The sequence below is a fragment of the Streptomyces sp. 351MFTsu5.1 genome, assembly GCF_000383655.1.
Classification (GTDB): domain Bacteria; phylum Actinomycetota; class Actinomycetes; order Streptomycetales; family Streptomycetaceae; genus Streptomyces; species Streptomyces griseorubiginosus.
The window spans coordinates 102,315-129,239 of the sequence record NZ_KB911785.1; the positions used below are offsets into that span (position 1 = coordinate 102,315).

General features: G+C 70.5%; 22 protein-coding genes and 2 tRNA genes. 19 read left to right on the top strand and 5 right to left on the bottom strand.

Annotated elements, in window-relative coordinates:
* The first annotated feature begins 59 nt into the window (after positions 1-59).
* The 6 genes from H295_RS0124775 (at position 60) to H295_RS0124800 (ending at position 7,145) form a co-directional block, all read left to right on the top strand.
* A tRNA-Val gene (locus H295_RS0124775) sits at positions 60-131 on the top strand.
* A gap of 448 nt (positions 132-579) precedes the next feature.
* On the top strand, positions 580-1,869 hold the full coding sequence (locus H295_RS0124780) for an extracellular solute-binding protein (RefSeq protein ID WP_028809713.1): 1,290 nt from the start codon (positions 580-582) through the stop codon (positions 1,867-1,869).
* Between the two features lie 14 nt (positions 1,870-1,883).
* Positions 1,884-2,840, top strand: a complete 957-nt coding sequence (locus tag H295_RS0124785) for a carbohydrate ABC transporter permease (protein ID WP_020138047.1) — start codon at positions 1,884-1,886, stop codon at positions 2,838-2,840.
* Positions 2,837-3,709, top strand: a complete 873-nt coding sequence (locus H295_RS0124790) for a carbohydrate ABC transporter permease (protein WP_020138048.1) — start codon at positions 2,837-2,839, stop codon at positions 3,707-3,709. The genes H295_RS0124785 and H295_RS0124790 overlap by 4 nt, the downstream gene beginning before the upstream one ends.
* A 10-nt stretch (positions 3,710-3,719) precedes the next feature.
* Positions 3,720-4,313, top strand: coding sequence for a hypothetical protein (locus tag H295_RS0124795; RefSeq protein ID WP_028809714.1), 594 nt, complete (start codon positions 3,720-3,722; stop codon positions 4,311-4,313).
* 93 nt (positions 4,314-4,406) lie between these two features.
* Complete coding sequence (locus tag H295_RS0124800) at positions 4,407-7,145, top strand: hypothetical protein (protein ID WP_020138050.1); 2,739 nt, start codon at positions 4,407-4,409, stop codon at positions 7,143-7,145.
* A gap of 68 nt (positions 7,146-7,213) precedes the next feature.
* On the opposite strand, the gene H295_RS0124805 is transcribed toward H295_RS0124800, so the two are convergent.
* Positions 7,214-9,667 (bottom strand): SCO7613 C-terminal domain-containing membrane protein, encoded by a 2,454-nt coding sequence (locus H295_RS0124805; RefSeq protein WP_028809715.1) that lies wholly within the window; start codon positions 9,665-9,667, stop codon positions 7,214-7,216.
* Between the two features lie 48 nt (positions 9,668-9,715).
* On the opposite strand from H295_RS0124805, the gene H295_RS0124810 reads away from it, so the two are divergent.
* Together H295_RS0124810 and H295_RS0124815 are read left to right on the top strand one after the other, a co-directional pair.
* On the top strand, positions 9,716-10,162 hold the full coding sequence (locus H295_RS0124810; protein ID WP_020138052.1) for an SRPBCC family protein: 447 nt from the start codon (positions 9,716-9,718) through the stop codon (positions 10,160-10,162).
* Between the two features lie 39 nt (positions 10,163-10,201).
* Positions 10,202-10,273 (top strand) — tRNA-Val (locus H295_RS0124815).
* Between the two features lie 56 nt (positions 10,274-10,329).
* Here the strand turns inward: H295_RS0124815 and H295_RS0124820 are convergent.
* Complete coding sequence (locus tag H295_RS0124820; RefSeq protein WP_020138053.1) at positions 10,330-11,055, bottom strand: 3'-5' exonuclease; 726 nt, start codon at positions 11,053-11,055, stop codon at positions 10,330-10,332.
* A 191-nt stretch (positions 11,056-11,246) separates the two neighbouring features.
* Between H295_RS0124820 and H295_RS0124825 the strand changes: the two genes are divergently transcribed.
* The 3 genes from H295_RS0124825 to thrS all read left to right on the top strand — a co-directional run bounded on the left by H295_RS0124825 (position 11,247) and on the right by thrS (position 15,116).
* Positions 11,247-11,813, top strand: coding sequence for a DUF4365 domain-containing protein (locus H295_RS0124825; RefSeq protein ID WP_020138054.1), 567 nt, complete (start codon positions 11,247-11,249; stop codon positions 11,811-11,813).
* Positions 11,810-13,048 carry a hypothetical protein gene (locus tag H295_RS0124830; protein WP_020138055.1) on the top strand — a complete coding sequence of 413 codons (1,239 nt, stop codon included), beginning with the start codon at positions 11,810-11,812 and terminating at the stop codon, positions 13,046-13,048. Before H295_RS0124825 ends, H295_RS0124830 begins: the two co-directional genes overlap by 4 nt.
* Positions 13,049-13,139: 91 nt before the next feature.
* On the top strand, positions 13,140-15,116 hold the full coding sequence (thrS, locus tag H295_RS0124835; RefSeq protein ID WP_020138056.1) for a threonine--tRNA ligase: 1,977 nt from the start codon (positions 13,140-13,142) through the stop codon (positions 15,114-15,116).
* A gap of 44 nt (positions 15,117-15,160) precedes the next feature.
* Here thrS and H295_RS0124840 read toward each other — a convergent pair whose 3' ends face one another.
* The gene (locus H295_RS0124840; protein WP_028809716.1) at positions 15,161-15,799 is read right to left on the bottom strand and encodes a potassium channel family protein; all 639 of its coding nucleotides are present in this window, start codon (positions 15,797-15,799) and stop codon (positions 15,161-15,163) included.
* A 145-nt stretch (positions 15,800-15,944) separates the two neighbouring features.
* Here H295_RS0124840 and H295_RS0124845 point away from each other — a divergent pair, with 145 nt between their 5' ends.
* The gene (locus H295_RS0124845; protein ID WP_028809717.1) at positions 15,945-16,493 is read left to right on the top strand and encodes an HIT family protein; all 549 of its coding nucleotides are present in this window, start codon (positions 15,945-15,947) and stop codon (positions 16,491-16,493) included.
* Between the two features lie 66 nt (positions 16,494-16,559).
* Here the strand turns inward: H295_RS0124845 and H295_RS0124850 are convergent, their stop codons facing one another.
* Complete coding sequence (locus tag H295_RS0124850) at positions 16,560-18,221, bottom strand: hypothetical protein (protein WP_020138059.1); 1,662 nt, start codon at positions 18,219-18,221, stop codon at positions 16,560-16,562.
* A 227-nt stretch (positions 18,222-18,448) separates the two neighbouring features.
* Positions 18,449-20,647 carry an elongation factor G-like protein EF-G2 gene (locus tag H295_RS0124855; RefSeq protein WP_020138060.1) on the bottom strand — a complete coding sequence of 733 codons (2,199 nt, stop codon included), beginning with the start codon at positions 20,645-20,647 and terminating at the stop codon, positions 18,449-18,451.
* Positions 20,648-20,920: 273 nt separating this feature from the next.
* On the opposite strand from H295_RS0124855, the gene pgsA reads away from it, so the two are divergent.
* From pgsA to H295_RS0124890, 7 genes are all read left to right on the top strand, one after another.
* The gene (gene pgsA / locus H295_RS0124860; RefSeq protein WP_020138061.1) at positions 20,921-21,637 is read left to right on the top strand and encodes a phosphatidylinositol phosphate synthase; all 717 of its coding nucleotides are present in this window, start codon (positions 20,921-20,923) and stop codon (positions 21,635-21,637) included.
* Positions 21,634-22,551: a phosphatidylinositol mannoside acyltransferase gene (locus H295_RS0124865; RefSeq protein ID WP_020138062.1), complete on the top strand. Its 918-nt coding sequence runs from the start codon at positions 21,634-21,636 to the stop codon at positions 22,549-22,551. Before pgsA ends, H295_RS0124865 begins: the two co-directional genes overlap by 4 nt.
* The gene (locus H295_RS0124870; protein ID WP_028809718.1) at positions 22,548-23,717 is read left to right on the top strand and encodes a glycosyltransferase family 4 protein; all 1,170 of its coding nucleotides are present in this window, start codon (positions 22,548-22,550) and stop codon (positions 23,715-23,717) included. Before H295_RS0124865 ends, H295_RS0124870 begins: the two co-directional genes overlap by 4 nt.
* A 181-nt stretch (positions 23,718-23,898) precedes the next feature.
* Positions 23,899-24,441, top strand: a complete 543-nt coding sequence (locus H295_RS0124875) for a membrane protein (protein ID WP_020138064.1) — start codon at positions 23,899-23,901, stop codon at positions 24,439-24,441.
* 127 nt (positions 24,442-24,568) lie between these two features.
* Entirely contained in the window at positions 24,569-25,474 is a 906-nt protein-coding gene (gene pdxS, locus H295_RS0124880; protein WP_020138065.1) for a pyridoxal 5'-phosphate synthase lyase subunit PdxS, read from the top strand.
* Positions 25,475-25,481: 7 nt separating this feature from the next.
* Positions 25,482-26,093 carry a pyridoxal 5'-phosphate synthase glutaminase subunit PdxT gene (pdxT, locus tag H295_RS0124885; protein ID WP_020138066.1) on the top strand — a complete coding sequence of 204 codons (612 nt, stop codon included), beginning with the start codon at positions 25,482-25,484 and terminating at the stop codon, positions 26,091-26,093.
* Between the two features lie 49 nt (positions 26,094-26,142).
* Positions 26,143-26,895, top strand: coding sequence for a YebC/PmpR family DNA-binding transcriptional regulator (locus tag H295_RS0124890; protein WP_028809719.1), 753 nt, complete (start codon positions 26,143-26,145; stop codon positions 26,893-26,895).
* The last annotated feature ends 30 nt before the right edge of the window (positions 26,896-26,925 follow it).

Genomic DNA, 26,925 nt, shown 5'->3' on the forward strand with positions numbered 1-26,925 from the left:
GGAGAGCGGCACGTGCGACGGGGCACCCCCTGACATGGGGTAATGTTCTTCCTGCGTCCGGGCGATTAGCTCAGTGGGAGAGCGCTTCGTTCACACCGAAGAGGTCACTGGTTCGAACCCAGTATCGCCCACCCGGACCGACGGCCCGTCTGCGAGATCGCGGACGGGCCGTCGGCGTGTGCACGGCCGGACGCCGAGGTCAGGCAGGCGGGCTCCCCCCCCGCGTATGACCCATGCGGATGACGGCCCCCGCGTATGACGGTCCCCCACGTATGACGGTCCGCGGGTGTGACGGTCCGCAGCGAGCGTCTCCCGCCCTCCGTCGTTTTCCGGCCGCCCACTGATCTCGTACGGCGGCGTGCGTCCCGTTCGACCGGTCGATCCGGCGCCCCTCACCTGCGGCATCGTCAGATTCCGCACTGCGCTGGGTGGTTGGAGGCGCACCGGTCTCTCACCGGCCTCTCAAGAAATTCCTGTCCGAATCATTGACGCATCTCCGGGCCCTCCGTAGCTTGTGCCAGCAAGCGCTTACTTGAAACGATTCATGCAGGCGGCGACGCTGCGGGGAGGGGTCCGACCGTGGGAACCAGCAGAAATGTCGAGCGGCGAACGATCTTGAAGGCGGCCGGGGCGACGGCGGCGACGCTGGGGCTGGCCGCGACGACCGGGTGCGGTGGCGGCAGCGGCAGTTCCGGAGACGGGAATGTGACACTCCGTTATGCGTGGTGGGGCGGCGAGCCGCGCACCATCGCCATCAAGAAGTCCATCGCGCTCTTCGAGAAGAAGTACCCGAAGATCAAGATCAAGCCTGAATTCACCGATTACGCGGCGTTCTGGGAGAAGTTCCAGACCCAGGCCTCCGGCGGGAATCCGCCGGACGTTTTCCAAAATGCGGTCGGTTTCCTGCGCAAGTACGACAAGCGCGGTGTTCTGCTGGATCTCAAGACCCAGGCGGACGCCGGGAATCTGAGCCTGGACAACTTCCGCAACGGTGTTCTGGCGAACGGTCAGGTCGACGGCAAGCAGCTCGGCGTCCCCGTCGGAGCCAACACCATGGCGCTCGTCATCGACCTCAGGGCCTTCAAGAAGGCGGGTGTCGAGGCGAAGTTCGGCTGGACCTGGGACGAGTACTTCGAGGCGCTCCAGACCGTCCAGGACAAGCTGAAGATCGCCGGAGACACCGGTTACTTCGGCATCATGTACCTCTACGACCTGTATCTGCGTCAGCACGGCAAGGCCTTCTTCACCGAGTCCGGTCTCGGGTTCACCGAGGACGACCTGACGCAGTGGTGGGCGGACGGCTACAAGCGGGTGAAGTCCGGGCTGGTCGCCGACCCCAAGAAGATCGAGCAGGTCCAGCCCAAGTCGGGCCTCTCGGCCGGTCTCGCCGCCTCCGAGTTCACCTGGGACAACTTCTCCATCCGCTACGAGGGCGAGGGCGCCTCGGACTACGGCCTCGCGCCGATCCCTACCACGGACGGCAAGCAGACCGGCCAGTACCTCGGCTCGCTGATGCTCAGCGCCTTCGCCGGGACCAAGCATCCGAAGGAAGCCGCCCAGTTCATCTCCTTCATGGTCCACGACCCCGAGGTCGGCAAGATCATGGGCTACGACCGCGGCATCCTCGCCACCACCGAGCAGTACGACGCCTTCAAGCCCACCGACCCCAACAACAAGGGGGTCGCGGCCTACGAGGACGAGGTCGCCAAGGCCGGGGTGCTCGGGAAGATCACCCCGCACCCGTCCGGCGCCGACGTCGTCGAGGCGGCCTTCCTGCGCATCGGCGGTGAGGTCGCCCAGGGCAAGACCAAGCCGGCCGACGCGGCCAAGGCGCTGTTCGGCGAGGCCAAGGCCGCGTTCGCGGGCTGAGGGGACGTACCACCATGACGCTCGTCAAGGAAGCGCCCGTACGCCCGGCCGGGAAGCGGTCCGCCGCTCCCGCCGCCGGGCGGCACGGCAGGCGCCGCGAGAACCTCGTCGGCTATCTCTTCATGTCGCCGTGGCTCGCGGGGTTCCTGCTGCTCACGGCGGGGCCGATGGTCGCGTCGCTGTACTACGCGTTCACCCGGTACAACCTGTTCACGCCGCCCGAGTGGGTCGGCCTCGACAACTTCACCACGATGCTCCAGGACCCGCGCTGGCAGAAGTCGGTGGAGGTCACGCTCAAGTACGTCGTCGTGGCCACCCCGCTCAAGCTGCTGCTGGCCCTGGGCGTCGCCATGCTGCTCGCGCAGAAGCGGCGCGGACAGGGCCTGTACCGGGCCGCGTTCTACATGCCCTCGCTCATCGGGGCCAGTGTCTCCGTCGGCTTCGTGTGGCGCGCGCTGTTCTCCGACGACGCGATCGTGGACCGCACGCAGAAGGTCTTCGGCGTCGACGTGGGCGGCTGGATCGGCAACCCGGACTACGTCCTCTACTCCCTGGTGGCCCTGAGCGTCTGGCAGTTCGGGGCGCCGATGGTCATCTTCCTGGCCGGTCTCAAGCAGGTCCCGCAGGAGCTGTACGAGGCCGCCGAGATGGACGGGGCCGGGCCCCTGCGGCGGTTCTGGAACATCACCCTGCCGATGATCTCCCCGGTGCTCTTCTTCAACGTGCTGCTGGAGTCCATCCACGCGTTCCAGGTGTTCGGCTCCGCGTACGTCGTCTCCAACACGCAGTGCGGGCCGGCCGACGCCACCCTCGTCTACACCTGCTACCTCTACCAGAAGGGCTTCAAGGAGGCCCAGATGGGCTTCGCCGCCGCCATGGCCTGGACGCTGGTGCTCGCTGTGGCCCTCGTCACGGCGGTCCTGTTCTGGTCGCAGAAGAAATGGGTGCACTACGAGGAGGCCGCCAAGTGACCACCGCCACCAGCCCTGCCGTGCGCACCGCGAACGAGCGGCGGCGCCTCGGCTCGCTCGCCTGGCACCTCGGCGCGCTCGTCGTCCTCGCGGTCATCCTCTACCCGGTGATCTGGGTCCTGGGTGCCTCGTTCAAGCCGAGCAAGGACATCGTCGCCAGCATCGACCTGCTGCCGGCCAAGCCGGTGTGGGCGAACTTCTCCGGTCTCGCCGACGGCATCTCCGGCATCTCCATCAGCACCTTCTTCCTCAACTCGCTGACGTACGCCGGGCTCGCCGTGGCCGGTGTGGTGCTGTCGAGTTCGCTGACCGCCTACGCCTTCGCCAAGATCAGGTTCGCCGGGCGGAACCTGCTGTTCACCCTGATGATCGGCACCCTGCTGCTGCCGTACCACGTCCTGCTCATCCCGCAGTACGTGATGTTCCGCAAGCTGGAACTCGTCGACACGCTGGTGCCGCTCGTGGCCGGCAAGTTCCTCGCCACCGAGGCGTTCTTCGTCTTCCTGATGGTGCAGTTCATGCGCGGGCTGCCGCGCGAGCTGGACGAGGCCGCCAAGCTCGACGGCTGCGGCCATCTGCGCACCTACTGGTCGATCGTGCTGCCGCTGTGCCGGCCGGCCCTCATCACCAGCGCGATCTTCACCTTCATCAACGCGTGGAACGACTTCATGGGCCCGTTGATCTACCTCAACACCCCCGACAAGTACACCGTCTCGCTCGGCCTGATGATGTTCCGCGACCAGGAGGGCATCTCCAACTACGGCAGCATGATCGCGATGTCGCTGGTGGCGCTGATCCCGGTCATCGCCTTCTTCATGGCCTTCCAGCGCTACCTCATCGACGGTATGGCCACGTCCGGACTGAAGTGAGGCGGTCAGCATGGCGCAAGCACGTGTGAAGGCCCGCAGGGCCTCGGTGTTCGGCGGTGAGCGCTTCGCGGTCTTCGCCGAGACCCTGCTCACCGGCGTGTGGATCGCCGTGGCCTGTCTCGGGCTGGTCACCTACCCCGCGGCCTTCGCCGCGGGTGCCCGGCATCTGCGGCGCCGCACGCGCCACGAGGGCGGTGGCCTGCGGGAGTTCGTCGCGGACTTCCGTACGGCCGTGCGCCGCGGGTGGCTCGTCGGGGTCGCCGGGTGGGCCGTGGCCGCCGCGGTCCGGGTCGACGTCCAGGCCGCCCGGGCCGGGATCCCCGGCGGCCCGCTCGTCGGAGCCGTCGGACTGCTCGCGCTGATCGGCCTCGTGGTGGCCGGGCTGCGCGCGGCGGCGGTCTGGACGCCGGGTGCCTCCTGGCGGGCGCTGCTCGCCGACGCCGTACGGCGGACCCTGCGCGACCCCGCCGGGTCCTTCCTGCTCGTCGCCGGTCTGGCTGTCGTGGCCCTGACCGCGGGGTTCCTCGCACCGCTGGCGGTTCCCGTGCTCGGAGCCCTCGCTGCGGCGGCCGTCGCCGTGGAGGAGCGCTACCGGCGCCGCTGACGAGCCTCCGCCCTCGTCCCAAGGTCGGTGCCGTGCGCGCCGCACCTCTCTCTGTCATGCCCCTGACCAGCTTGTCCATGGAAAGGAACGGCCATGTCCCCCATTCCCCGCAGGTCCCTCCTCAAAGCCGCCGCCGTCGCCGGTGCCGCCGCGCAGTTCAGCTGGGCGCTCGGGACCAAGGACGCGCAGGCCGCGCCGAGAGCCGCCGAGGCCGACGACTCACCCGTGACCCTGGACTGGCTGGAGGACGGCGGCCTCGGTGCCGCACCCGGCTCAACCGTCGGTGTCCCCTGGCCGAAGGGCGTCCACCAGGAGGACCAGAAGTTCGCGGTCACCGACGCGGACGGCAAGGCCGTACCGGTCCAGTCCTGGCCACTCGCCTACTGGCCCGACGGCTCGCTCAAGTGGACGGCCCACGCGGTCGGTTCGGGCCAGGGCAAGCTCTCCCTGACCGCGGGCGAGGCCGCCGTACCCGACAGGAAGGTCACCGTCGGCAGAAGCGGCGGCGTGATCACCGTCTCCACCGGGGTCATCACCGCGAGGATCGGCACCTCGGGCGCCACGATCGTCAAGTCGGTCACCCGCGGCTCGACGGAGATCGCCAGGAACGGCCGGTTGGTCCTGATCCGCCAGCCCGAGATCGAGGACGAGGACCAGGGCACGGTCCGGACCGAGCGCTTCGAGGGTGCCATCTCCTCCGTGGCCGTCGAACAGGACGGTCCGGTACGGGCGGTGGTCCGTATCGACGGCAAGCACCGCAAGGGCAAGCGGAGTTGGCTGCCGTTCTCGATCCGCCTCTACTTCTACGCGGGCGCCGACTCCTTCCGCATGGTGCACACCATCACCTACGACGGCACACAGGAGCCCGGCAAGGCGAGCGGCGACTTCATCCGCGGTCTCGGCGTCCGTTTCACCGTGCCGATGCGCGACCAGGCGTACGACCGCCACATCCGCATCGGCGGCGAGGGCACCGGACTGCTGCGCGAGGCCGTCAAGGGCATCACCGGGCTGCGGCGCGACCCCGGCATCGCCGTGCAGGAGGCCCAGTACGCGGGCAGGAAGCTGCCCGACCCCGCCACCTGGGACCAGCGGGTCACCACCCGGCTCCAGTACATCCCCGAATGGGGCGACTACACCCTCTCCCAGCTCTCCGCCGACGGCTTCACCCTGCGCAAGCGCACCAAGAAGGGCCACGGCTGGATCGGCGCCGGCGGCGGCCGGCGGGCCTCCGGCTTCGGGTACGTCGGCGGCGCGAGCGGCGGACTCTCCTTCGGACTGCGGGACTTCTGGGAGCGCCACCCCTCCCAGCTCGACATCCGCGACGCCCAGACCGACGAGGCCGAGGTCACCCTCTGGCTCTGGTCGCCCGAAGCCCAGCCCATGGACCTGCGCTTCTACCACGACGGCATGGGCCAGGACACCTTCGCCGAACAGCTCGAAGGCCTCAACATCACCTACGAGGACTACGAACCCGAGTTCGGCACGCCCTACGGCATCGCCCGCACCTCGGAACTGCTGTTCTGGGCCAACGAGTCCACGCCGACACCGGAGATCCTGGCCGAACAGGTCGCGGCCGTACGGGTGTTGCCGCAGCTAGCCGCGGAGCCGAAGCAGCTCATCAAGGCGAAGGTCTTCGGGCCGGGCCTGTACTCCGAGCCCGACCGCTCCACCCCGGCCAAGGCGAAGATCGAGGACCACCTCGACTTCCTCTTCACCTACTACAAGGACCAGGTGGAGCAACGCCGTTGGTACGGCTTCTGGGACCACGGCGACATCATGCACACCTACGACACCGTCCGGCACCAGTGGCGCTACGACATCGGCGGCTACGCCTGGGACAACTCCGAGCTGTCGCCCGACCTCTGGCTCTGGTTCGCCTACCTCAGGTCGGGCCGGGCGGACATCTTCCGCTTCGCCGAGTCCATGACCCGGCACACCGGTGAGGTCGACGTGTACCACCTGGGCAAGTGGGCAGGCCTCGGCACCCGGCACGGAGTGCAGCACTACGCCGACAGCGCCAAGCAGCAGCGCATCGCCAACACGACGTACCGGCGCTACTACTACTTCCTCACCGCGGACGAGCGTGTCGGCGACCTCATGCACGCCAACGTCGACTCCGACGAGACGTTCCTCGTACTCGACCCGCTGCGCAAGATACGCACCGATCCGTACACGCCCGACCGGCACGCCCTGTCCATCGGCTTCGGCACGGACTGGAGCGGGCTGGTCTCGGCCTGGCTGACGGAGTGGGAGCGCAAGGGTCCGAAGTGGGAGAAGGCCAAGGCGCGCGTGCTGTCGACCATGGAGGGCATCGCCGCCCAGCCCAACGGGTTCGTGCAGGGCAGTGGGCTGTACGACCTCGACACGGGCAGGTTCGCGGTCGCCTCTGCGCCGGTCGTGGGCGTCTCGCACCTGTCCGCGGTGTTCGGACTCAACGAGCTGTGCGCCGAGCTGATCGACCTCGTCGACATGCCGAAGTTCAATGAGGCGTACTTCGACTACTGCCGGTACTTCAACGCGACCAAGGCCGAGCAGGCGGCGCGGTACGGGTCCAACTTCGGCACGCTGCTGCTGTTCCAGGGGCACTCGCGGCTCGACGCGTACGCGGCGGTGAAGACCGGGGACGCGAAGCTGGCCGCTCGGGCGTGGGACAAGTTCTACAACTCCGACGGGTACAAGGAGTCGGCGCCGTGGAAGACGGAGGCGTTGAGCGGGCCGGTGTCCTTGGTTGCGGGCAGTGAGGCGGCCTGGGTGTCGAGCAACGACACCGCGCTGTACGGGCTTGCCGCCATTGAGAACCTGGCGTTGCTCGGGGACAAGATGCCTTCGTAGGGGCTGAGGCGGTGGGGAACTGCGCGACCATCGTGGCTGGTCGCGCAGTTCCCCACGCCCCCAGGGAGTCAGTTCATCCTTCCCAGGATGTCCCGCATCCTTCGGACGTCCCTGATCCGGCGCTCGTAGGTCGCTCCCAGCGCGAGGAGCAGGAGGCCTGCCAGCGCCGGGGGTACCCAGCGGGGGAGGGCGTCCGCCACCTGGACTATGTACGGGGCCAGTTCATGGAGGGCGTCCAGGGTCAGGACCGAGCCGCCCAGGACCATGGGGGCCTGGAGGTTGTAGCCGCCGCCCATCAGGGTGACGGACAGCGCCGCCAGGCCCAGGAGCAGCGGGCGGGTCCAGCCGGGGTCGTCCCAGGCCATGACCAGGCTCGGCAGCAGAGTGGCGGCCAGACCCGGGCCGTACGCCGTCCAGGACGAGGTCTCCGGGACGCGCCGCCTGCGGAGGTGGCCGAGGAGCAGGGCCGGGATCGTCACCGGGAGGGTGTACGCCTCGGGGATGTCGACCTCCCAGGCCGCCAGCCGGACCCAGGTCGCCAGGAGGAACAGGGCGGTGGCCGCGTAGCCGAGGGGGCGGCGGTCCTCACGGATCGCCGTGCCCGCGGTGATCACCGCGCACAGGGCCAGGACCAGGGCGAACATCGGGAGGTCGGTGACGGTCATGACGATCGCCACGAGTGCCGTCGCGGCTCCCGTCAGTTCGATCGGCACAGTGGCGGGGGAGTCGCCGAGCCGCCAGGCCAGCAGGGCCGCGGCCGCCGGGACCGTCAGGACGAGCAGGGCCGTGTGCGGGGCCGACCAGTCGGCGGCGGCGCCGGTCGCGCAGGCGAGGGCGGCGGCGTACCCGAGGGCGGTCGGTGCCGTGACGGCCGCGGCCCGCCAGGAGGCCGCCGCGAACAGCACGACCAGGGCGCCCAGCGTGACGATGGTCGCCGACTGGGTGGCGAGGGACAGGAGGGCGAGGCTTGCGGAGGCGACCAGCGCCGGGACGAGCTCGACGGTCCGGGACCGCGACACGGCCACCGCGAGGGCACCCGCGGTCGCGGCACCCTGGATCAACAGGCCTGCCGCGTAGGGCAGTTCCAGTACCGCAGGGACGGTGAGGAGCGCGGTCCAGGCCAGGATCGGAGCGGCCGTCAGGGCCCTCGGACGCCAGGTCGTGTCGCGCACGGCCAGGAACAGGACGCCGGCCAGGGCCGCCAGGACCAGCGGGACCGTCCCGGCGTACGGCGGCCACGTCAGGTGGGCGGTCACCGCGGCGCGGGCATCCGGCGGGGTGCCGGTCCACGCCTGCGAGGCCCAGGAGAGCGGCCCCAGCACGACCAGGCCGACCACGGGCAGCGTCCACAGGAGGGACAGCGCCTGCACCGAACCGGACGCCCACAGCAGACCCCGCCGTACCGTCTCCGGCAGCCGGTCGGCCCGTAGCGCCGCCAACAGGGCGATGCCGAGGGCCAGATGGACCGGGACCGTCCACACCTCGGGCAGCACGGACCGGGCCACGCCGCCGAGGGCGGCCACCGTGAGCAGACCGGCGGTGAGGGCGAGACCGAGGGAGTGCTCCGCGCCGGGCGCGCGGGTCGGCGTACGGCTGCCCTGCCAGGCGGCGACCAGCGCGATCGCGCTCGCGAGGAGGAGGAGCGCCGCCGCACGGGCGGCGGCGCTCGGGCCGGAGGCTGTCCAGGTCAGCCAGCCGGCCGCCAGGGTGCCCGCGGCGCCCACGCCGTACGCGCCCACCGTGGCGACCACGCGGACGGACCCGCGCGTCACCCGGAGTGCCAGGAGGGTGTCGCAGGCGGCCGTCACCAGAAGCACCGCCGTGATCCCGAAGGAGCCGGCGTCAGCCGCGATCGCCCAGAAGAGCAGCGGGAGTTGGGCCGCGACCACGGCGGCCGGGCGGGGCAGACGCAGGGTGTCGGCGCCCGGCAGGAGGCCGTATGCCGTCCACAGGCCGGCCAGCAGCGCGGAGGCGAGAGCCGTGTAGGGGGCGCCGGCGGTCTCGGGGAACACGGCCCCGTGCAGCGCGACCGCGTCCAGGACCGTCAGGGCCAGGCCGAGGCCCGCCACCGACTCGGCCGTCGAGCGCAGCCCGCGCTTCAGCAGGAGAAGCGGGGAGCCGAGTGCCGCCACGGTGACCGCGCCGAGCACCAGGGCCCGGCCGGTGATCCCCATCTGCCCCCAGCTGACCAGCGTGAACACCATCGCCGCGACCGTGAGCAGGAGGCCGCCGAGGACCAGGAGCACGTTCTGCACGCTCGGTGCGCTCGCGTCGGGGCGGGGGCCTGCGCCGGGCGTCGGGCCGGGCGGCCTCGGCGCCTGCCACTGCGGCTGGAGCAACGGGCGGGCCTGAGCCGTCTGGAGCTGCTGGAGCGCGGCGACCAGCCAGGCCCGACGGGTCAGCAACTGTGTACGGCGTGCGTCCAGTTGCCACAGCTCGGCGTCGATGAGCCGCAGCTCCTCGGCCGGGGGCGGGGTGTTCGTCATGTCTTGAAGTGTGGGCTGGGTCACGGCGGGCGACATGAGTACGCGTACTCAAGAAGTACTCGGATCCGATGCCAGACTCTGCCCATGGACTGGTGCCACTACCGTTTCCGCAGCCTGTGGGCCCTGCCGGCCGGGCCCGCCGCCGTCTATGACGCCCTGGAGCGTGCCGAGGAGTACCCCCGTTGGTGGCCCCAGGTCCGCGAGGTACGACGGCTCGACGACACCAGCGGCCTGATCACCATCCGCGCCACCCTGCCGTACGACCTGGTCTTCACGGCCCGCGAGGTGCGGCGCGACCGGGAGGACGGGGTGCTGGAGATCGCGATGGAGGGGGACCTGGAGGGCTGGGCGCGCTGGACCCTCACCGCGGACGGCGAGGGCACGCTCGCCCGCTACGACCAGGTCACCGAGGTCAACAAGCCGCTGCTCCGGCGCTTCGCCGTGCCCGGGCGGCCCGTCTTCCTGGTCAACCACCGGCTGATGATGCGCGCCGGCCGGCGGGGTCTCGTCGCCTACTTGGAAGCGGTTTGAAGGAAGGCCGCGGGGACCTGTATTGTTCAGTGCGTTCCCGGGCGATTAGCTCAGTGGGAGAGCGCTTCGTTCACACCGAAGAGGTCACTGGTTCGAACCCAGTATCGCCCACCGGGAAAAGCCGGTCCGTCACAGACGGACCGGCTTTCTTCATGAACCGGTTTTCTTCATGCCGCCGCCGGCAGGTCCGGGCGCAGCGGCCACGCCGGGTCCACCAGTTCCTCCTGGCCGCTGCGCGCGAACCACGCCTGAAGGCCCCGGGCCTGGGCCGCGTGCCAGTCCGCCTGGAGGTTGTGCAGCTCCGCGGGTGCGAGCCGCTCCAGCCGGGCGGCGAAACGGCGCCCCAGGGCCCGTACGACATCCAGCGCCGCCTGCGCGTCGGCCGCCGCGTCGTGCGCGCCCGCCAGCTCCACGCCGTAGTGCGCGCACAGGTCGGTGAGGGTGCGGCGGCCCTTGCGGTAGCGGTCCAGATGCTTGTCGAGGACCCGCGGATCCAGCACCAGCAGCGGCGAGGTGTCCAGCCAGCGGTCCAGGGACGAGGCGCGATGGCGGCGCAACTCCCGGTCCAGCAGCGTCAGATCGAACGGCGCGTTCATCACCACCAGCGGACGGCCCGCCGCCGCCTGCTCCGCCAGCACCTCGGCTATCTCGAACATCACCGGCGCCGGCCAGCGGCCGTTGCGCTGGAGATGCTCGTCCGTCAGCCCGTGCACCGCCGTCGCCCCGGCGGGCACCGGCACACCCGGATTGACCAGCCACCGGCTCACCCGTGGCCGGGTGCCCGCCGCGTCCTGGACGACGACGGCGGCCGACACGATCCGGTCGGTCTCGACGTCCACGCCCGTGGTCTCCGTGTCGAAAGCGGCCAGGGGCCCTTCGTACCAGCACGTCATACCAACACAACCCCTCGTTCACCCACGGCAGCTGACGCCCCGTCTTCTGCCAGTTCGGTGATACCCGGGCTGTTTGCGCCGTACGCCGGAAGGACACAACAGGAGTACGGGTCTTTGCAGTTCAGCGGCCCGGTGTGCGATTCATGCGGCCCCTGTGCGGGCATGTCACTTTGCTTGGAAGGCTGTTGGTCATGGCGATAGCGCAGCCCGAGCGGGGCGGGCTGCTGCCCGAGCGCACGGGCCCCCTTCGCGGCACGCTCGCCACCACCGCCTGCATGGAGACCTTGCAGGTGGGATATCTGCACGCCGTCGCGGCGGCGGCCGGCTGCTCGCTGTCCCAGCCGTTCCCGGACAACGGCATCGACTGGCACGTCAGCCACGGCTCGCCCGGACACACCGTCGACGACGAGGTCACCATCAAGGTGCAGCTCAAGTGCACCTACCAGGTCGCGCCCAACCCCCCGGGCCGCTTCTTCTCCTTCACCCTCGACAACGACCACCTGCGCAAACTCGCCCGCACCCCGGTGTCGGTCCACAAGATCCTGGTGGTCATGCTCGTGCCGAGAACCCAGGACGACTGGCTGCGCGCCAGCCACGACCGCCTCGACCTGCGGCACTGCTGCTACTGGGTCAACCTGGCCGGCCACCCGATCACCGGCCGCACTCGGACCACCGTGCGGATCCCCACCAACCGCATCTTCGACGACCGGGCCCTGTGCGAGATCATGACGCGGGTCGGGACGGGAGGCAGACCATGACCCACCGCCCGCTCGAGGAGCCACTGCGCGCGGTGCGCCCCCACCCGGAGACCCACTGGGACCGTCCGCCGAACCCCGACGAGGTCGACCCCGCCGTCCTGAGCGCCCTGCTGCACCGGCACGGCTGGCAGCGGCGCGGCGGCGCTCCCGGGCGCTACGGCCGCTGGACGCCGCCGGGGCCGGGAGCGGGCGGGACCAGCCTGCTGGTGCCCGAGAGCCGCGCCTTCCCGGACAGCGAGGACCTCCTCGGCGAGGCCCTCGTCGCCCTGTCCCGCAGCGGCACCCCCTCCGCGCGGGAGGTACTCCTCGGCCTGGCCGTGCCCAGCGACGAGGTCCGCTGGTGGCGGGACGTCCCGAGCGGCCCCGCCGACGCCACGCCCTGGACCGTCGAGGAGCACCTGCGCACCGCCGCCCGCCAGACCCTGCTTGCCGGCGCCCTCGCCACCCGCGCGCGGGCCGGCTACTACGGCGCCCGCTACCGCCGTACGGCAGCCGCCGCCCTGGACAACGTCCTGGTCGGCGCGGCCACGGGCGGTCGCCGGCTCACCGCCTTCGTGCCCGTCGGCACCGGCCGGCCGCTCGCCGTCCGGCTCCACCAGGCGCTCTACGCCGCCCGCGAGGCCATCGACTACCAGCGGGCCACCGGCGGCATGGACGCCTTCGACGGGGCCGTCGAGGCGGGGGTCAGCCGGGAACTCACCGAGGCGCTGATCTCGCTGGTGCGCGGGACGGAGGGTGCGCGGATCGCCGTCGAGTGGGCGCCCGCGGCCGGGGTGCCCGAAGGGTGCGCCGCGCGCTCCGAGGCCGTCGAGTTCTCACCGGGCGACCTGCCCGTGCTGCGTGAGGCGGGGGCCCGCTTCCTGCGCGAGGAGCCCTCCGTGCCGGTGCGGATCACCGGCACGGTCGTGCGGATGCGCCGGTCGGGACCGCGCGGCGACGGGTCGGTACGGCTGCGGGTGATCGCCGGCGCCGAGATCCCGCATCTCAGGCTGACCCTGGACGAGGAGGCCTACCGGATCGCCGGGCAGGCCCACCTCGTGGGGCTGCCGGTGCGGGTGCACGGCCGGCTGGAGAGCCGGGGCGGCTTCCGCAGGCTCACCGGGGCCACCGGAGTGGCACCCGTGCAGGTCGACGAGGCCGAGCGGGACCGGCTGGTGAAGTCCCTCCAGGAGAATCTCGACTTCTTCGAGGAGGCCTGCGGCGAGCCGGGCGAGGAGTCCTTCGCAGGGGACTGATTTCGCGGAGGTGGGGGCCGGGTCGGTACGATCCCCTATTGCGCGCGCTCCCGGTATGGGCGCCGCATCCGCCTTCAGTCAGGAGAGACCGGTGTCAGACGTCCGTGTGATCATCCAACGCGATTCCGAGCGGGAAGAGCGCGTGGTGACGACGGGCACTACGGCCGCCGAGCTCTTCGCCGGCGAGCGCTCGATCGTCGCCGCGCGTGTGGGAGGCGAGCTCAAGGACCTCGCCTACTCGCCGGCCGAGGGCGAGGTCGTGGAGCCGGTCGAGATCTCCTCCGAGGACGGTCTGAACATCCTGCGCCACTCCACCGCGCACGTCATGGCGCAGGCCGTGCAGGAGCTGTTCCCCGAGGCCAAGCTGGGCATCGGCCCGCCGGTCAAGGACGGCTTCTACTACGACTTCGATGTCGAGAAGCCGTTCACGCCCGAGGATCTCAAGGCCATCGAGAAGAAGATGCAGGAGATCCAGAAGCGGGGGCAGAAGTTCGCCCGCCGTGTGGTGACCGACGAGGCGGCCCGTGAGGAGCTCGCGAACGAGCCGTACAAGCTCGAACTGATCGGCCTCAAGGGCTCCGCGTCTTCCGACGACGGCGCGGACGTCGAGGTCGGCGCCGGTGAGCTGACGATCTACGACAACCTCGACGCCAAGACCGGCGACCTGTGCTGGAAGGACCTGTGCCGCGGTCCCCACCTGCCGTCGACCCGGAACATCCCGGCGTTCAAGCTGATGCGCAACGCGGCCGCCTACTGGCGGGGCAGCGAGAAGAACCCGATGCTCCAGCGCATCTACGGCACCGCGTGGCCGACCAAGGACGAGCTGAAGGCGTACCTCGACTTCCTCGCCGAGGCCGAGAAGCGCGACCACCGCAAGCTGGGCTCCGAGCTCGACCTGTTCTCCATCCCGGAGCAGATCGGCTCCGGCCTGGCCGTCTTCCACCCCAAGGGCGGCATCATCCGCCGGGTCATGGAGGACTACTCGCGCCGCCGCCACGAGGAGGAGGGCTACGAGTTCGTCTACACCCCGCACGCGACGAAGGGGAAGCTCTTCGAGCAGTCCGGGCACCTGGACTGGTACGCCGACGGCATGTACCCGCCCATGCAGCTCGACGAGGGCGTGGACTACTACCTGAAGCCCATGAACTGCCCGATGCACAACCTGATCTTCGACGCGCGCGGCCGCTCGTACCGCGAACTGCCGCTGCGTCTCTTCGAGTTCGGGACCGTGTACCGGTACGAGAAGTCCGGCGTCGTGCACGGCCTCACGCGTGCGCGTGGCTTCACGCAGGACGACGCGCACATCTACTGCACCCGTGAGCAGATGTCGGAGGAGCTCGACAAGACGCTCACCTTCGTCCTCGGCCTGCTGCGCGACTACGGCCTGACCGACTTCTACCTGGAGCTGTCCACCAAGGACCCGGAGAAGTTCGTCGGCTCGGACGAGGTCTGGGAGGAGGCGACCGAGACCCTGCGCCAGGTCGCCGAGAAGCAGGGCCTGCCGCTGGTGCCCGACCCGGGCGGCGCCGCCTTCTACGGCCCGAAGATCTCCGTCCAGACCAAGGACGCGATCGGCCGCACCTGGCAGATGTCCACGATCCAGCTGGACTTCAACCTGCCGGAGCGCTTCGAGCTGGAGTACACCTCGCCCGACGGCTCCAAGCAGCGTCCGGTCATGATCCACCGCGCGCTGTTCGGCTCCATCGAGCGGTTCTTCGCGGTGCTCCTGGAGCACTACGCGGGCGCCTTCCCGGCGTGGCTGGCCCCGGTCCAGGCGCTGGGCATTCCGATCGGCGACACGCACGTCGAGTACCTGGAGAAGTTCGCGACCGCCGCCAAGAAGCAGGGGCTGCGGGTCGAGGTCGACTCCTCCTCCGACCGCATGCAGAAGAAGATCCGCAACGCCCAGAAGCAGAAGGTGCCCTTCATGGTCATCGCGGGCGACGAGGACATGGCGGGCGGCTCGGTCTCCTTCCGCTACCGCGACGGCTCGCAGGAGAACGGCATCCCGTTCGACGAGGCCATCGCGAAGATCGTGAAGGTCGTGGAGGAGCGGACGCAGGTCTGACGTTCCGTACGCCTGACGTTCCGTACGGCGGGGCCCCCGGGAGATCAGATCCCCGGGGGCCTTTCGTCGTCCTCGCGGGCGAACACCTGGAGCAGCCAGGACGCGAAGGTGCCGGTGACGGCGCCCAGCAGGGCCAGACCGATCACCATCACGCCGACCGCGATCAGGCGTCCGAGCGGAGTGACCGGGACCACGTCCCCGTAGCCGACAGTGGTGAGGGTGGCGCAGGTCCACCAGACGGCGTCGCCGAAGGTGGGCATGGTCGTGCCGGGGGCGTCACGTTCCTGCTGGAAGACGGCCAGGGCACCGGTGAAGCCCAGCAGCAGGGTCGACAGCCCGGAATAGACGATCACGCGCCCGTGCAGGGCGAGCCGGGGGCGGCCGTGTCGGCGCTGCACGGCCTCGTACACCTTGACGACCCTGAGGGGGCGCAGCAGCGGCAGGAGCAGCACCACGGTGTCCAGCAGATGCGTCCGTACGAAGCCCAGGCGCCGCCCGCTGAGACGCCAGCGCACGGCGTAGTCGACGGTGAACACGCCCCAGGCCGCGAAGGTCACGGTCAGACAGATGTCGAGCAGGGTGTCCGGGAGGCCGGGGGCCAGGACGCGGAGCGCGTACGAGGCGAGGAAGGCCAGTGACGCGATGCCGAGGGGGATCTCGGAGCCGCGCTCCCAGCGGGTCAGGCGAGCGGCGCGGTCGTGGCCCTCGGGCCCGTCACTGTGCGGGTGTGTGCCGGTGTCGTCGTCCACGTGCCCAGCTTGGCCCTGACCGCTTTTCGCACAACCCCGCCGACACGGCGCGAACGGGCGAAGCCATATGCTGCATGGCATGACGAGTGAGCCGGAGCAGCAGCGGGGAGTGGGGACGCAGGACGCGTTCCAGCGTCTGTGGACACCCCACCGGATGGCCTACATCCAGGGTGAGAACAAGCCGACCGGCCCGGGTGCCGACGACGGCTGTCCCTTCTGCTCGATCCCGGCCAAGTCCGACGAGGACGGCCTGATCGTCCGCCGAGGCGAACTGGTGTACGCGGTGCTCAACCTCTACCCGTACACCGGCGGTCACCTCATGGTCGTGCCCTACCGTCATGTGGCCGACTACACCGACCTCACCGAGCCGGAGACCGCCGAGCTGGCCGCGCTGACCAAGCAGGCGATGACGGCGCTGCGCACCGCCTCGGGCGCGCACGGCTTCAACATCGGCATGAACCAGGGCACGGTCGCGGGCGCCGGCATCGCCGCCCACCTCCACCAGCACATCGTCCCCCGCTGGGGCGGCGACACGAACTTCATGCCGGTCGTCGGCCACACGAAGGTGCTGCCGCAGCTCCTGGGCGACACCAGGAAGATGCTGTCGGAGGCGTGGCCGAGCGTGTGACGCAGTGAAGGCAGTGAAGAGGGGGCCGGTGTTCCCGGCCCCCTCTTCACATCTGTGCGATCACACCTACGCGTCGTACACGTCGGCCTTCCGCGGGGACACGTCCTGCACCTGCGTGCTCAGGAACCCCGCGCGCGTGCCGAACTTCTCGGTGTCCACGCCGTTCTCCGCCAGGACCCGTATCGCCGCGGAGTGCACGACCCGCAGGACCGGCGTCGCGGCGCGCAGCGCGTCGTCGGCCATGAAGCGGTGCCGCCACGGCCGGTCGGCCCAGGCGTGCCGGAGACCGAACGGCTCGGGCAGGGCGAGCGAGCCGCCGAGCCAGTTGAGCAGCGGGGGATACCGGGTCAGGGGAGCCCGGGCGGCGAGTCGGACCACCTCGTCGGCGTCGACCAGCGGGAGCTTGATCTTCCGGGTCTCCCAGAACCGGATCGACTTGGCGACCTCCTTCTCCTTGGCCGCCGGCTTCGAGGTGAACAGTCCGTGCACCGGCCCCAGCGCGTGCCCGGTGACCTCGATGCGCAGTGTCTCGTGCAGCACGGTCACGGTGATCAGCATGGTGAGGACCAGCTGTCCCTCCCACAGCGTCCACTGCACGCCCAGATAGTGCCGGTCGCCGCCGCCGAACTGCTGCTTGTTGCAGATGTCCTGTATCGCGTGGTTCTTGACCTGGTACGCGTCCACGTCGGTGCCGCCGGGCCGGGAGACCTCCTTCGATCCCTCCGCGATCGGGGTGACGATCCAGTGCCGTACCGTCGGCTTCGGGAAGCCTCCGGTGTTGATGGTGTTGCGCTCCAGCATCCGCAGCTGGTCGTGGATGGAGCGGATGACGTCCCAGCTGCGGAAGGGGTGGATCTCCCGGGTGGGGTCGGCGGAGACCAGGTCCTCGGCCAGCTGCCAGCTGCCCCAGCGGGTGCCCATGCCGAGTATCCCCTTGGGCCCGGCGTAGAAGACCGAGTTGGACTGCTGCTCGGCGCTGAGGTGGGCGAGGGACTGGCGCAGTTGCTCGGCCGCGGTCTCGCCGGGGTTGCTCGGCACCGCCTCGGGCACCTTGGCGCCCACGCTGCTGCCGGCCAGCAGACTGGCCCAGCGCTCCCGCAGATCCGTCGCGGTGCGCTCGCAGATCTGCTTGGCCCAGAACCAGCCGACCACGGGCAGGACCACGCACGCACGTGCGTACCAGCCCCAGAAGCCGGCGAACGGCATCTTGATCAGGAAGAGCACGGCGAGCGCGCCCACCGCGACCAGCAGTGCGGTGGCGAGCGCCCCGGCCTGCTTGTCCTCGCGCCGGGCGACGTTGGTGCGCAGGGTGAAGATCAGCAGCCAGACCAGGAGGCCGGGCAGGAAGAGCAGCCCGCACAGGACCATGACGGCGGTCAGCCAGTTGTCCCGGTCCCGGCGGATGTTGTTGGCCGCGAGGCAGTGCTCGACCACGACCTGCGGCTCCGCGCCGAAGGACTGGATGAGGGGCTTGCGGCCCTTTCCGAGCATGCGGATGATCACCGCCGTGGAGAAGGCCTCGCCCAGGTTGGGGCGGAAGATCCGCGCCCACTTGCGGCCGCCCTTGACCGCCGACTCGTGCCATTCGTTGTTGGCCTTGAGGATCTCCTCCACCGGACTGTCCCGATAGGCCGCCGAGGCCAGCGCGAAGGTGGCCGTCTGTGCCTCGTCACCCGTGCGCGGCACCTGCGGACCGAAGATGTCCGCGTAACCGCCGTCAACGGTCATTCCCGCCCCCGATCGCCGCCGGACTCACCCACTGCGGCCTTCCCGACTTCCGTACTCCGCACACCTGTTGATCAGGTCATCAGCGTATCTGTCGGCGCTGACATTAGTCGGCGGACGGCCGAAGCCGCCCGCCGAATCGGAAGGAAGCGTTCCGTACGGGTCACTTGTGGGGCGCGGAACACCACCTGCGCGCCGCCGGAAGCCACTTGTCCCCGGTCTCGCACCAACTACGAAGCCTCGCGGGCCTCTTCACGGATCCTCTCGGCGATCTGCGCCGGCATGGGTTCGTGCCGCGCGTAGGAACGGCTGAAACGCGCGGTGCCGTGCGACAGGGACCTCAGGTCGACCGCGTACCGGCCGATCTCGATCTCGGGCACCTCGGCCCTGATCAGCGTGCGTCCGCCGTTGGTCTGCTCGGTGCCGAGCACCCGGCCCCGCCGCCCGGACAGGTCGCTCATCACCGTGCCCACGTAGTCGTCGCCGACCAGCACGGACACCTCGGCGACCGGCTCCAGCAGATGGACGCGCGTGTCCGCCGCGGCCTCCCTGAGCGCCAGCGCGCCGGCGGTCTGGAACGCGGCGTCCGAGGAGTCCACGGAGTGCGCCTTGCCGTCCAGGAGCGTGACCCGCACGTCGATGAGCTGATGGCCGGTCGCGACCCCCTTGGCGGCCTGCGCCCGGATTCCCTTCTCGACGGACGGGATGAACTGCCGCGGCACCGCGCCGCCGACGACCTTGTCCACGAACTCGATGCCCGAACCGCCCGGCAGCGGCTCCACCTCGATCTCGCAGATCGCGAACTGCCCGTGCCCGCCGGACTGCTTCACGTGCCGCCCGCGCCCCGCCGCCTTCTCGGCGAACGTCTCCCGCAGCGACACCCGGTGCGGTACGACGTCCACCTGCACGCCGTACCGGCTGCGCAGCCGCTCCAGGGCCACGTCGGCATGCGCCTCGCCCAGGCACCACAGGACGACCTGGTGGGTGTCCTGGTTCTGTTCGAGCCGCATGGTCGGGTCCTCGGCGACCAGCCGGGACAGGCCCTGGGAGAGCTTGTCCTCGTCCGCCTTGCTGTGCGCCTGGATGGCCAGCGGCAGCAGCGGGTCGGGCATCTCCCACGGCTCCATGAGCAGCGGGTCGTCCTTGGCGGAGAGCGTGTCGCCGGTCTCCGCGCGGCTGAGCTTCGCCACGCACGCGAGGTCGCCCGCGATGCAGTGCGAAAGCTGCCGCTGCTGCTTGCCGAAGGGTGCGGACAGGGCGCCGACGCGCTCGTCCACGTCGTGGTCCTCGTGGCCGCGGTCGGCGAGCCCGTGCCCGGAGACATGGACCGTCTCGTCCGGGCGCAGGGTCCCGGAGAAGACCCGCACCAGCGAGATACGGCCGACGTACGGATCGGACGCGGTCTTCACGACCTCCGCGACCAGCGGGCCCTCGGTGTCGCACGCCTTGATATCGCGCGGCTTGCCGTCGATGGTCGTCACCCCCGGCGTGGGGTGCTCGAACGGCGTCGGGAAGCCACCCGTGACCAGCTCCAGCAGCTCGACCGTGCCGAGCCCCTGCCGGGCCCCGTCGGCCGCGGGGGCGGCGGCCAGGACCGGATGGAACACCCCGCGCGCGACGGCCCGCTCCAGGTCCTGCACGAGCGTCTTGAAGTCGATCTCCTCGCCGGCCAGATAGCGGTCCATGAGGGTCTCGTCCTCGCTCTCCGAGATGATCCCCTCGATGAGCCGGTTGCGCGCCTCCTCGATCTCCGGCAGCAGCTCCTCGCCGGGCTCGGACTCCTTGCGCTCGCCGGACGAGTAGTCGAACAGCTTCTGCGACAGCAGCCCGGTCAGACCGGTCACGGGCGCGTGCCCGTCGGGCCCCTGCGGGCCGCGCAGAGGCAGATAGAGCGGCAGTACGGCGTCGGGGTCGTCGCCGCCGAAGGTCTCCGCGCAGATCCGGGTCATCTCCTCGAAGTCCGCCCGCGCGGCCTCCAGATGCGTGACGACGATGGCCCGGGGCATCCCGACGGCCGCGCACTCCTCCCACACCATGCGCGTGGAGCCGTCCACCCCGTCCGAGGCCGAGACGACGAAAAGGGCCGCGTCCGCCGCTCGCAGACCGGCCCTGAGTTCCCCGACGAAGTCGGCGTATCCGGGGGTGTCCAGAAGGTTGATCTTGAACCCGTCCCATTCGACGGGCACCAGGGAGAGCTGCACCGAGCGTTGCTGCCGGTGCTCGATCTCGTCGTAGTCCGAGACGGTGCCGCCGTCCTCCACACGGCCCGCCCGGTTCACCGCCCCCGCCGTCAGCGCGAGAGCTTCCACCAATGTCGTCTTGCCCGAACCGGAGTGGCCGACCAGCACCACATTCCGTACGGACGCGGGGTGGTCGGCCGCTGTTGCCCTGCCGGCGGCTCCGGGGTGTGCGTTCGCCTTGTCGCCCATGGCCTTGCCTCCCGTGCACGGTGAGGTCATCTGTGGGCGCGGACATGCGGACCCGCGTGCGGTGCGGCTCCGGTGACGCCCGCGGTCCTTCGAGCTTTCCACTCCCGTCACGGTGCGTCCATACGACGGACGCGATCCCGCAGCGGTCCGGGGCGGCACACCCGTGACAGACGCTCCGGGTGCCCGGCCGCCGCCCACGCGCGCGCGTGGCTACGATGGGCCAGCCGGTGGCCAGCAGGGGCCGAGCCGGCCATACCGACCATCGGGAAGGCCATGCTGAACAAGTACGCGCGTGCATTTTTCACGCGTGTCCTCACCCCGTTCGCCTCATTTCTGATCAGAAGGGGCGTCAGCCCCGACACGGTCACGCTTCTCGGCACGGCCGGCGTGATGGCGGGCGCGCTGGTCTTCTACCCCATGGGCGAGTTCTTCTGGGGCACGGTCGTGATCACGCTGTTCGTGTTCTCCGACCTCGTCGACGGCAACATGGCCCGCCAGCTCGGCCGCTCCAGCCGCTGGGGCGCCTTCCTCGACTCCACGCTCGACCGCGTCGCCGACGGCGCGATCTTCGGCGGCTTCGCCCTCTGGTACGCCGGGGGCGGCGACGACATCGCCCTGTGCGCGGTCTCCATCTTCTGCCTGGCCAGCGGCCAGGTGGTGTCGTACACCAAGGCCCGGGGCGAGTCGATCGGGCTGCCGGTCGCCGTCAACGGCCTGGTGGAACGCGCCGAGCGCCTGGTGATCTCCCTGGTCGCGGCCGGTCTCTCCGGCCTGCACAAGTTCGGTGTGCCGGGCATCCAGTACCTGCTGCCGGTCGCCCTGTGGATCGTCGCCGTCGGCAGCCTGGTCACGCTGATCCAGCGGGTCGTCACGGTCCGCCGCGAGTCGGCGGAGGCCGAGGAGGCCGCGGCCGCGGCCTCCGGCACGGCCCCGTCCCCGGACCCGGTCGAGGAGCAGCCCCGGCAGCAGGGGAGCGAGGCCGCCAAGTGAGCGTCCAGGAGCGGCTGACGGACTCGCTGTACGGCCTCGGCTGGGGCGTGGTCAAGAAGCTCCCCGAGCCGGTCGCCGTGCGTCTCGGCCGGGGCATCGCCGACCTGGCCTGGAAGAAGCGCGGCAAGGGCGTCCTGCGGCTGGAGAGCAACTACGCGCGCGTGGTGCCCGACGCGAGCCCCGAGCGCCTCGCGGAGCTCTCCCGCGCGGGCATGCGCTCGTACCTGCGCTACTGGATGGAGTCCTTCCGGCTGCCCGCCTGGAGCAAGGACCGCATCAGGGCCGGCTTCGACCCCAAGGGCCTGCACCACCTCACCGACGGCCTCGCCGCGGGCAAGGGCGTCATTCTCGCGCTGCCCCACATGGCCAACTGGGACCTCGCCGGCGCCTGGGTCACCACCAAGCTGGAGACGCCCTTCACCACGGTCGCCGAACGGCTCAAGCCCGAGACGCTCTACGACCGCTTCGTCGCCTACCGCGAGGGCCTCGGCATGGAGGTCCTCCCGCACAGCGGCGGCACCGCCTTCGGCACCCTGGCCCGGCGACTGCGCGACGGCGGACTGGTCTGCCTGGTCGCCGAGCGCGACCTGTCGTCGTCCGGCGTCGAGGTGCGGTTCTTCGGCGAGGCCACCCGCATCCCGGCGGGGCCCGCCCTGCTGGCCCAGCAGACGGGCGCGCTGCTGCTGCCGGTGACACTCTGGTACGACGACTCGCCCGCCATGCAGGGGAGGGTGCACCCCCCTGTCGAGGTGCCCGAGTCAGGTACCCGGGCCGAAAAGACGTCTGTCATGGCACAGGCGCTGGCCGATGCCTTCGCCACCGGCATCGCCGACCATCCGGAGGACTGGCACATGCTCCAGCGCTTGTGGCTGAAGGATCTCGAACCGCGCCCGGCGGACGGGGCCCGCCCGTGAGAATCGGCATCGTCTGCCCGTACTCCTGGGACGTGCCAGGAGGCGTGCAGTTCCACATCCGCGATCTCGCCGAGTACTTCATCCGCCTCGGCCACGAGGTGTCCGTCCTCGCCCCGGCCGACGACGACACCCCGCTGCCGCCGTACGTCGTCTCGGCAGGGCGTGCGGTGCCGGTGCCGTACAACGGCTCGGTGGCCCGGCTGAGCTTCGGTTTCCTGTCGGCGGCACGGGTGCGGCGCTGGCTGCACGACGGCGCGTTCGACGTGGTCCACATCCACGAGCCGTCCTCGCCGTCGCTCGGCCTGCTGACCTGCTGGATCGCGCAGGGCCCGATCGTCGCCACCTTCCACACCTCGAACCCGCGCTCCCGGGTCATGGTCGCCGCGTACTCGATCCTCCAGGCTGCCCTGGAGAAGATCAGCGCCCGGATCGCGGTCAGCGAGTACGCCCGCCGCACGCTCGTCGAGCACCTCGGCGGGGACGCGGTGGTGATCCCGAACGGCGTGGACGTCGACTTCTTCGCCAAGGCCGAGCCGAAGCCCGAGTGGCAGGGCGGCACGATCGGCTTCATGGGCCGCATCGACGAGCCCCGCAAGGGCCTTCCGGTGCTGATGAGGGCGCTGCCGAGGATCCTCGCCGAGCGCCCGGGCACGCGGCTCCTGGTCGCCGGGCGCGGGGACGAGGAGGAGGCGGTCGAGTCGCTCCCCGAGGAGCTGCGCGCGCGGGTGGAGTTCCTCGGCATGGTCAGCGACGAGGACAAGGCCCGCTTCCTGCGCAGCGTCGACCTGTACGTCGCCCCCAACACCGGCGGCGAGAGCTTCGGGATCATCCTCGTCGAGGCCATGTCGGCGGGCGCCCCGGTGCTGGCCTCGGACCTGGACGCCTTCGCCCAGGTCCTGGACCACGGCTCGGCCGGCGAGCTCTTCGCCAACGAGGACGCGGACGCGCTGGCGGACGCGGCGGTACGGCTCCTCGGCGACCCCGGGCGACTGGCCGAACTGCGCGAGCGCGGCAGCGCCCACGTCCGCCGCTTCGACTGGTCGACCGTCGGCGCGGACATCCTCTCGGTCTACGAGACGGTGACCGCGGGCGCGGCGGCGGTGGCGGCGGCGGACGACGACCGGGGCCCGGGACTGCGGGCACGGCTGGGACTGGCACGGGACTGAGGGATACCGGGGTCTGCGGGCTGAGGGTGCGGTGGGGCTTGCCTGACTGCACCCACCCAGGGGCGCGGGGAACTGCGCGACCAGCCACAACGCACCCGCACCCGGGATTCGACCCTAACTGCCTATCGGGCCCCCGTGCCTGCCCCACTCCTCCCCGCCCCGCCCCGATAGCCTGCTCCCCGTGACTGCCACCCTCATCTGGATCGTCGTCGCGCTCGTCGCGATCGGCCTCTACCTCAGCTGGACCGCGGGCCGTCTCGACCGGCTGCACGCCAGGATCGACGCCACGCGCGCGGCGCTGGACGCGCAGCTGGTGCGACGGGCCTCCGTGACCCAGGAACTGGCCACCTCCGGCGTCCTCGACCCGGCCGCGTCGATCGTGCTGTACGAGGCCGCGCACGCCGCCCGGCAGGCAGAGGAGGAGCAGCGGGAGGTCGCCGAGAGCGAGCTGAGCCAGGCGCTGCGGGCCGTGTTCGCCGAACCGGGCCAGGTGGAGGCCGTACGGGAGGCGCCCGGCGGGGAGTCGGCGGCCCATGAACTCACCGAGACCGTACGACGGGTCCCGATGGCCCGCCGCTTCCACAACGACGCGGTGGGAGCCGCCCGCAGGCTCCGCGAGCACCGCAAGGTCCGCTGGTTCCGGTTGGCCGGCCACGCCCCCTTCCCGATGGCCTTCGAGATGGACGACGAGCCGCCCGCGGCACTGGTCGAGCGGGCCGCGTAGGGCCTGAGGGGGGCCGGGCGGGGAAAAAACGATCCACCGGCTCCTCATTGGCCCTTGCTGTGGCCTGGTCCGATGACGTTTCCTCGGTGCTGCACAAATCCTCTTTTCACTTCAGCGAGGTCAACCCGTGTCCAGCACCGAGAACCAGGCTCCCGAGACCGGCACCGCGCGCGTGAAGCGCGGTATGGCGGAGCAGCTCAAGGGCGGCGTGATCATGGACGTCGTCACGCCGGAGCAGGCGAAGATCGCGGAGGACGCGGGGGCCGTCGCCGTCATGGCCCTGGAGCGGGTCCCCGCCGACATCCGCAAGGACGGCGGCGTGGCCCGGATGTCCGACCCGGACATGATCGAGGGCATCATCGAGGCCGTGTCCATCCCGGTCATGGCGAAGTCCCGCATCGGTCACTTCGTCGAGGCCCAGGTCCTCCAGTCCCTCGGCGTCGACTACATCGACGAGTCCGAGGTCCTCACCCCCGCCGACGAGGTCAACCACTCCGACAAGTGGTCCTTCACGACCCCCTTCGTCTGCGGCGCCACCAACCTGGGCGAGGCCCTGCGCCGCATCGCCGAGGGCGCGGCCATGATCCGCTCCAAGGGCGAGGCCGGCACCGGCAACGTCGTCGAGGCCGTCCGCCACCTGCGCCAGATCAAGAACGAGATCGCCAGGCTGCGCGGCTTCGACAACCACGAGCTGTACGCCGCCGCCAAGGAGCTGCGCGCCCCGTACGAGCTGGTCAAGGAGGTTGCCGAGCTCGGCAAGCTCCCCGTGGTGCTGTTCTCCGCCGGTGGCGTGGCCACCCCGGCCGACGCCGCGCTCATGCGCCAGCTCGGCGCCGAGGGCGTCTTCGTCGGCTCCGGCATCTTCAAGTCCGGCGACCCGGCCAAGCGCGCCGCCGCCATCGTGAAGGCCACCACCTTCTACGACGACCCGAAGATCATCGCGGACGCGTCCCGCAACCTCGGCGAGGCCATGGTCGGCATCAACTGCGACACCCTCCCCGAGACCGAGCGCTACGCCAACCGCGGCTGGTAACCACCTCATGTCCAACGAAGCCCCTGTCATCGGCGTCCTGGCCCTCCAGGGCGACGTCCGGGAGCACCTCGTCGCCCTGGCCGCGGCCGACGCCGTGGCCAGGCCGGTCAGGCGCCCGGAGGAACTCGCCGAGGTGGACGGTCTCGTCATCCCCGGCGGCGAGTCCACCACGATCTCCAAGCTGGCCGTCCTGTTCGGCGTGATGGAGCCCCTCCGCGCGCGGGTGCGGGCCGGCATGCCCGTCTACGGCACCTGCGCGGGCCTGATCATGCTCGCCGACAAGATCCTCGACCCGCGCTCGGGCCAGGAGACGATCGGCGGCATCGACATGATCGTGCGCCGCAACGCCTTCGGACGCCAGAACGAGTCCTTCGAGGCGTCGGTCGACGTCAAGGGTGTCGGGGGCGACCCCGTGGAGGGCGTCTTCATCCGCGCCCCCTGGGTCGAGTCCGTGGGCGCCGAGGCCGAGGTGCTCGCCGAGCACGACGGCCACATCGTCGCGGTCCGCCAGGGCAACGCGCTCGCCACGTCCTTCCACCCGGAACTGACCGGCGACCACCGCGTGCACGCTCTCTTTGTCGACATGGTGCGCGCGAACCGGACGCCGGAGTCCTTGTAGGATCTCAGGCGTTGGTTGCAGGGATGGGTAACGCGAAGGAGACAGGCAGATGTCCGGCCACTCTAAATGGGCTACGACGAAGCACAAGAAGGCCGTGATCGACGCCAAGCGCGGCAAGCTCTTCGCGAAGCTGATCAAGAACATCGAGGTCGCGGCCCGCATGGGCGGCGTCGACATCGAGGGCAACCCGACGCTCTACGACGCCATCCAGAAGGCCAAGAAGCAGTCGGTCCCGAACAAGAACATCGACTCCGCGGTCAAGCGCGGCGGCGGCCTCGAGGCCGGCGGCGCCGACTACGAGACGATCATGTACGAGGGCTACGGCCCGAACGGCGTCGCGGTGCTCATCGAGTGCCTCACCGACAACCGCAACCGCGCCGCCTCCGACGTGCGCGTCGCCATGACCCGCAACGGCGGCTCCATGGCCGACCCGGGCTCGGTGTCCTACCTGTTCAACCGCAAGGGCGTCGTCATCGTCCCCAAGGGCGAGCTCACCGAGGACGACGTGCTCGGTGCCGTTCTGGACGCGGGCGCCGAGGAGGTCAACGACCTCGGTGAGTCGTTCGAGATCCTCAGCGAGGCCACCGACCTGGTCGCCGTCCGCACCGCCCTCCAGGACGCCGGGATCGACTACGACTCCGCCGACGCCAACTTCGTCCCGACCATGCAGGTCGAGCTGGACGAGGAGGGCGCCAGGAAGATCTTCAAGCTGATCGACGCCCTCGAGGACAGCGACGACGTCCAGAACGTCTTCGCCAACTTCGACGTCAGCGACGAGGTCATGGAGAAGGTCGACGCGTAGCGCTGCCGCGTGCTGAGCCGTTTCGGCGGG